The organism is Mesorhizobium sp. M7A.F.Ca.US.006.04.2.1, from assembly GCF_004022915.1.
Lineage (GTDB): Bacteria > Pseudomonadota > Alphaproteobacteria > Rhizobiales > Rhizobiaceae > Mesorhizobium > Mesorhizobium ciceri.
Window position 1 is genome coordinate 1 of sequence record NZ_RZQA01000328.1, and the last position, 6,287, is coordinate 6,287.

Genomic DNA, 6,287 nt, shown 5'->3' on the forward strand with positions numbered 1-6,287 from the left:
CCCCACAAGGGGGAGGTAAGGATGCTCATCGTCCGCCGATGACGCCGATATAGTCCGACACCCAGCGATAGTAGGGCACGCACTGATCGTTCTGGGTGGCGCATTTCGACACCGGCGTCTTCCAGAACTTGATCTTGTCGAAGTTCTCGTAGCCGTTGGTCTTGCAACCCTCGTCGGTCAAAAGCTCATTGCCCTTGCAGGCGGCGGGCACGACGGGCAGTGAGCCGAACCAGGCTGAGACATCGCCCTGCACCTTCGGCGACAGCGAATGTTCCATCCACATATAGGCACAGTTGGGGTTGGCGGCGTCGGCCTCCATCATGGTGGTGTCGGCCCAACCGGTGGCGCCCTCCTCCGGGATGGTGGAAGCGACCGGCTTCTTGGCCGCGACCAGCGTGTTGACCTGATACGGCCACGAGCCGGAAGCGACGACGCCTTCGTTTTGGAAATCGTCGACCTGGATGGCGGCGTCGTGCCAATAGCGGCCAACCAGTGTGCGTTGGACGCGCAGCAATTCGAGCGCCGCCTTGTACTGGTCCTCGTTCAGTTCATAGGGATCCTTGATGCCGAGTTCCGGTTTGTGGAACATCAGATAGTTGGCCGCATCCGCAATGTGGATCGGCCCGTCATAGGCCTGGACGCGGCCCTTGTTGGACTTGCCGTCCGGCAGCTTCATTTCCTCAAAGACGATGTTCCAGCTCTTGGGAGCCTCCTTGAACACGTCGGTGTTGTACATCAGGACGTTGGGACCCCACTGGTAGGGAACGCCGTAGTGGGCGCCGCCGACGGTGAACCACGGCGCGTCCTTGAGGCGCTCGTCGACCGTCTTCCAGCTCGGGATGAGATCGGTGTTGATCGGCTGCACGCGCTTGCCGGCAACGAGGCGCAACGAGGCATCGCCCGAAGCGGTGACGAGGTCGAAGCCGCCCTCATTCATCAGCGAGACCATCTCGTCGGAGGTGTTGGCGGTCTTGACGTTGACCTTGCAGCCGGTTTCCTTCTCGAAGGAGGTCACCCAGTCATAGCCCTTGTCGGTTTCGCCGCGCTCGATATAGCCCGGCCAGGCAACGATGTTGACCTGGCCTTCGCCCTTGCCAAGTTCCTTGACCTGGGCGACGGCCTGACCGGAAAAGGTCAGCGCGACCGTCAGAGCAGTGCATGACTTCAGGAATGAATTCATTGTCGATCTCCCATTTAGGCGCCTGACCCTGAAAGCCGGTTTCGGTCTTCGTTAGGGGTCACGCGCGGACTGAAAACTGTCAGTTCGTCCGTTGGGCTTGATGCCGCTCTGATGGCGGCTTTGGTCCCTGAACCGAAAGTGCTTTGAAAATTCCGGTTTCGCAAATTCATTTATCAGAAGGGTGATATCGGTTTTTCCGATAGATGTGCAGCCGGCCTCTCAGGGACGCTGGCGGACCGTCCGTTGCGACTGGGCAAGACCGATGAAATCGCGCGCGGCCTGCGGCAGACCGGAGCCGCGCCGCCAGACCATGCCGACCTGGACCACCGGCAAGGAGCCGGAAATATCGCGCGATTCGATGCGGTCGCCTTCCAGCGACCAGGGCCGGTAGACGAGATCGGGCAGCAGCGCCACGCCGGCACCGGTGGCGACCAGACTGCGCACGGCCTCCACGGAACGGGTGCGGAAGGCGACATGCGGCTTGGCGCCGATCGCCGTCAGCAGCTTGCCGGTATTCTCCTCGATCTCGTCGACGGTCAGCATGATCAGCGTTTCGGAGGCAATGTCGCCAATGCTGATGATGTCGGCGCCGACGAGCGGATGACCGAGCGGCAGCCACAGCCGATAGGCCGAGACTTCGAGGATTTCCGACTGCAACGCGGTGCGGTCGCGCAAATTGGAGGTGACCATGACGGCAATGTCGAGCTTGCCGCCGATCAGGAGGTGTTCGAGATAATCGCCATTGTCCTCGATGGCAGAGACCTCGACGCCCGGATAGGCACGGCGGTAGCGGGCGAGCAGATCCGACAGCACATAGCCGGCGACCAGCGAGGTGACGCCGAGCTGCAGCCGGCCGGCCGCCACCGCCTGCTCGCCGGAGAAAGAGCGGCGCGCGTCGGAAACATCGGCGAGGATTTTCGTCGCATGGCGCAGGAACTGGTGACCCTTGTGGGTGATGTTGAGGCCGCGCGGGTGGCGTTCGAACAGTTCGACGCCGAGATCGCTTTCGAGTTCCTTGATCGCTTCGGTGACCGACGATTGCGAGATGGAGAGGTTCTGGGCGGCGCCCGAGACCGTGCCTTGCTCGGCAACGGCGATGAAGAACTGCAGCTGGCGGATGGTGAAAGCCATGCCCGGACTAAACACCGGCGGCCGAATGAAGGAAAGCCGACTGCAGAGCTTATCCCATGACCTGAGAGCTGGCGCTCAACCGAGCGCCAACTTGATGCGCCGCCGGCATGCGGGGCCATAGCGCAGCGCAAGCATGAATGCCGTCTCCAGAGCCACGACGATGACAATGATGCGCAGGCCCACCGTGAAGGAGTCCCGGCCGCTGCCGCGCAGCAGATAGCCGGTGGTGAGAAAGCCCGCGTTCCAGAACGTGGCGCCGAGCAGCGTCGCGGCCGCGAAGGGCAAAGCGGGCAGGCAGAGTGCGCCGGCGGCGATCGGCAGGTAATTGCGCACAGTCGGGATGAACTGCGCCAGCAAGGACACCCGGACGTGATTGCGCCGATAGGCCTGGCCGAGCCTGCGGTAGGTCGCGTGACGCAGGAACACGTACTTGCCGAAACGCTCGACCAGCCTGTCGGCACGGTCAGGTCCAACCCGGCGGCCGACCGCATACCAGACAAGGCAGCCGCTGGCGGACGCAAGCGTCGTCACCATCAGCAGGATCGCCAGCGTCGAAGCATCCGGCGCCGCCGTCATGCCGAGGAACAGCAGCAGCACATGCGAGGGCGGAATTGGCAGGATCTTTTCGGTGAAGGCGAGGCAGAAAACGCCCAACAGACCGAAGCCGAGGATGGCTGCCAGCGGCCCCGTCATGCGAAGCGACATGGTGACGCCGACACCAAACGGTGCCACGGTCCATCTCTGGAGAAAAGACAAAGCATCAGGCAACCTTCATCCTGGATCCAACGCTTCGATCGGTCGGCGTGGCGTTTGCTGCAGTCAGCGTCGGACCCGAAATCCGTTGCATATGTCGGGTCCGACGCCTTGGCGCCGGCATACGAGGTGAATCGCGCACCGACTGGTTCTGTTTGCCGCGAATGGATTGCGTGGACATTGCGCCTCGGCGCGGATGAGACGTGCTTGACATCGACACCAATCGTAACTAACTAAGTTACATGAAGCGCAACAGCCGACTGTCCTCTACCCTGCACATTCTCGTCCACATGGCCGAGAAGCCCGAACAGGCGCTGACCTCCGAGCAGCTTGCCACCTTCATCCACACCAATCCGGTCGTGGTCCGCCGCACCATCGCAGGCTTGCGCGACGCCGGCATCGTCACCTCGTCGCGCGGGCACGGTGGCGGCTGGCTGCTCGGGCGGGCGCCCGAGAAAATATCCCTGGCCGAGATCAGCGTCGCCCTTGGCGAGACACTGCTGCCGTTCAGCACCGATCCGGAAAGCCCCGGCTGCCTCGTCGAGCAGGCGGTGATCGCCGTGCTCGACGATTTTCGCATCGCCGCCGAAAGGCTGCTGGCGGAGAAGCTGAGCCGCATCACGCTGGCTGACCTGACCGCCGATTTCCGCCGCCGTTTTGACCTCATTGGAGTCTCCAGCCATGCAGTATGATCTTGCCGTCGTCGGCGGCAGCTTTGCCGGCCTGTCCGCCGCCATCCAGGTGGCGCGGGCAGGACGCAAGGTGCTGGTGATCGACGCCGGCCGGCCGCGCAACCGTTTTGCCGAGCATTCGCACGGCTTCCTCGGACATGACGGGCGCGCGCCCGGCGCAATCCTGGATGACGCAAGGCGCCAACTACTGGCCTATCCGGCAGCCAGGGTTGTCGACGGGCGCGCCGACAAGGCCCTAGCCGCTGGCAGCAGCGATTTCGAAATCACCACCGAGGGTGGCGAGACATTCGGCGCGGCACGGCTGGTACTGGCCACTGGGGTGCGCGATATCCTGCCGGAGGTTGCCGGGCTTGCCGAGCTCTGGGGAAAGAGCGTGCTGCACTGCCCCTATTGCCACGGCTACGAAGTTTCCGGCGGGCCGCTCGGCGTGCTCGCAACCGGTCCGATGTCCATGCATCAGGCACAGCTGATCACCGATTGGGGCGATGTCACGCTGTTCGGCAATGGCCTGTTCGAACCTGACACAGAGCAGATGCGCGCGCTGGAGAGCCGAAAGGTGCGGTTTGAGCCCACCAACGTTGCCGAGCTAGAGGAAGACGGCTCCGGCGGATTGATCGTCCACCTCGACGACGGCAGAAAGGCCGGCGTCAGGGCGATGTTCACCGCTCCGCGCAATATCATGGCCAGCCCGCTGGCCGAACAGCTCGGCTGCGGCTTCACCGAAAGCCTCCTCGGCACGGTGATATCAGTCGACGACAGGCAGCAGACGACCGTGCCCGGCGTCTACGCCGCCGGCGACGCGGCACGTTCGATGCACAACATCGCCTTTGCAGTATCGGGTGGCACCTTTGCGGGCGTCTGCGCCCACCAATCGCTGGTCTTCGGCTAGAAGCCGGCTTCCGCGCCGGCGATGCTGAGCCGGGCGCCGGCCTGCGCAAGGGCGGCGGCCAGGTCGTGCGGCGGCGAGCGGTCGGTGGCGAGTTCGGAAAAGCTGTCGAAGCCGCAGACCTGGACCAGACCAAGACGGCCGAATTTCGAGTGATCGGTGATGACGAGGGACCGCTGGCCGCGCGACAGCACCATGCGGGCGAACTCGGCCTCATCCAGATCAAAATCCATGACGCCCATCACCGCGTCGACCCCCCCGGTGGAAATGATGGCGTGACTGACCGAGAAGCGACTGACAAAATCGATCGCCGAGGCGCCGAAAGCAGCGCCGGAATCGCTGCGCAGCTCGCCGCCGGCCATATAGACCTTGTTGCCGTTGACGGTGGCCAGCGTGCGGGCGATGTCCGAGGAATTGGTGACGACCGTCAGGCGCCGGTGGCCGAGCAGTTCACGCGCAAGGAACGAGGTCGTCGTTCCGGTGTCGAGCATGATGGATTCCCCGTCGCGGATGGTGGCGGCGACCATGCGGGCAATGACCCGCTTGACGTCGGCGTTCTCACGCATGCGCCGCTCGAACGGCGCTTCGCCGATCATTGACGGCAGGCCGATGGCGCCATGCATCTTGAGGACAGAGCCATCACCGGTCAGCGGCTTGACGTCGCGGCGCACCGTCTCGAGCGACACGCCCAGCCGGTCGGCCAGACTGGCGATGGTGACGGTGCCCTCTTCCTGCAGGAGCCGCAGGATCTCGCCGTGTCGTTTGGACTGGGCCATCTGGTTTCCCGAACTGATGCTCTTGACCGATTCTAAGGTAATTCAATTGCTTTTAAAGGAACTACCTTATGCTTTCAGGCAAAATACCCAAAAAAAGTCACAGCTTTTTATTGACAAGCGGGAAACCCTGGCGTGAAATCAAAGACATCAACAGGCTTCAGATCTGCGACTGGGGGCAGAGACGCAACTCAGTGGTCAGGCCGTTTGGAACGTGCCTGTACAAGGAATTTTCAGATCCGCGGGGGCGGATGCCGGGCTCAAAAACCTGGCCAAGGGGCTCGTCGGTGCGGTGCGGGATACCGATCCTGGCGTCCCGCACCGACGAGATTATTTACGTTTCTCCCCGCCGTCGTTGCGCTGTTCACGGCGCCTTGTCGAAGCCCAGCAAACCAGGGATGATTCCGTGACCGCCGAAGATCGCATCCGCGCCCTGCCCTGCTGGACAGGTGGCATCGAGATCGCACCGCTGCCCGGCGGTCTGAGCAACGCGAATTATGTGGTCACGGACGCGGCGGGACGACACGTCGTGCGCTTCGGCAAGGACTATCCGTTCCACCATGTCTTTCGCGAGCGCGAGGTGATGACGGCGCGGGCGGCGCATGCCGCCGGTTTCGCGCCGGCCGTCCGCCATGCCGAACCGGGCATCATGGTCACAGAGTTTCTCGGCGCCAAGACCTATCTCGCCGAGGACGTACGCGCCAATCTTGGCCGCGTCGCAGCCCTGATGCGCGCCTTTCACCGGGAGATGCCCACTCACGTCTCCGGCGCCGGTTTCATGTTCTGGGTGTTCCATGTCATTCGCGACTATGGGCGCACGCTTGAAGAAGGCGGCAGCCGCAAGCGCAGCGACCTGCCGCGCCTGCTGACGC

General features: G+C 63.3%; 7 protein-coding genes. 3 read left to right on the forward strand and 4 right to left on the reverse strand.

From position 1 onward, the window contains the following. Nucleotides 1-25 precede the first annotated feature (25 nt). The 3 genes from EN925_RS18220 to EN925_RS18230 all read right to left on the reverse strand — a co-directional run bounded on the left by EN925_RS18220 (nucleotide 26) and on the right by EN925_RS18230 (nucleotide 3,043). The gene (locus tag EN925_RS18220) at nucleotides 26-1,180 is read right to left on the reverse strand and encodes an ABC transporter substrate-binding protein (RefSeq protein ID WP_013528024.1); all 1,155 of its coding nucleotides are present in this window, start codon (nucleotides 1,178-1,180) and stop codon (nucleotides 26-28) included. Nucleotides 1,181-1,399: 219 nt separating this feature from the next. Then, complete coding sequence (locus EN925_RS18225) at nucleotides 1,400-2,311, reverse strand: LysR substrate-binding domain-containing protein (RefSeq protein WP_013528025.1); 912 nt, start codon at nucleotides 2,309-2,311, stop codon at nucleotides 1,400-1,402. A 75-nt stretch (nucleotides 2,312-2,386) separates the two neighbouring features. After that, nucleotides 2,387-3,043 (reverse strand): DedA family protein, encoded by a 657-nt coding sequence (locus EN925_RS18230; RefSeq protein WP_081714289.1) that lies wholly within the window; start codon nucleotides 3,041-3,043, stop codon nucleotides 2,387-2,389. A gap of 263 nt (nucleotides 3,044-3,306) precedes the next feature. On the opposite strand from EN925_RS18230, the gene EN925_RS18235 reads away from it, so the two are divergent. After that, nucleotides 3,307-3,756 (forward strand): Rrf2 family transcriptional regulator, encoded by a 450-nt coding sequence (locus EN925_RS18235; protein ID WP_027161832.1) that lies wholly within the window; start codon nucleotides 3,307-3,309, stop codon nucleotides 3,754-3,756. Continuing rightward, nucleotides 3,746-4,645 (forward strand): NAD(P)/FAD-dependent oxidoreductase, encoded by a 900-nt coding sequence (locus EN925_RS18240; protein WP_127368765.1) that lies wholly within the window; start codon nucleotides 3,746-3,748, stop codon nucleotides 4,643-4,645. Before EN925_RS18235 ends, EN925_RS18240 begins: the two co-directional genes overlap by 11 nt. Here the strand turns inward: EN925_RS18240 and EN925_RS18245 are convergent. Continuing rightward, nucleotides 4,642-5,418: a DeoR/GlpR family DNA-binding transcription regulator gene (locus EN925_RS18245; RefSeq protein ID WP_127368764.1), complete on the reverse strand. Its 777-nt coding sequence runs from the start codon at nucleotides 5,416-5,418 to the stop codon at nucleotides 4,642-4,644. The genes EN925_RS18240 and EN925_RS18245 overlap by 4 nt on opposite strands. Before the next feature lie 403 nt (nucleotides 5,419-5,821). On the opposite strand from EN925_RS18245, the gene EN925_RS18250 reads away from it, so the two are divergent. Then, on the forward strand, nucleotides 5,822-6,287 hold a 466-nt coding region (locus EN925_RS18250), incomplete at its 3' end, for a phosphotransferase (protein WP_164894267.1).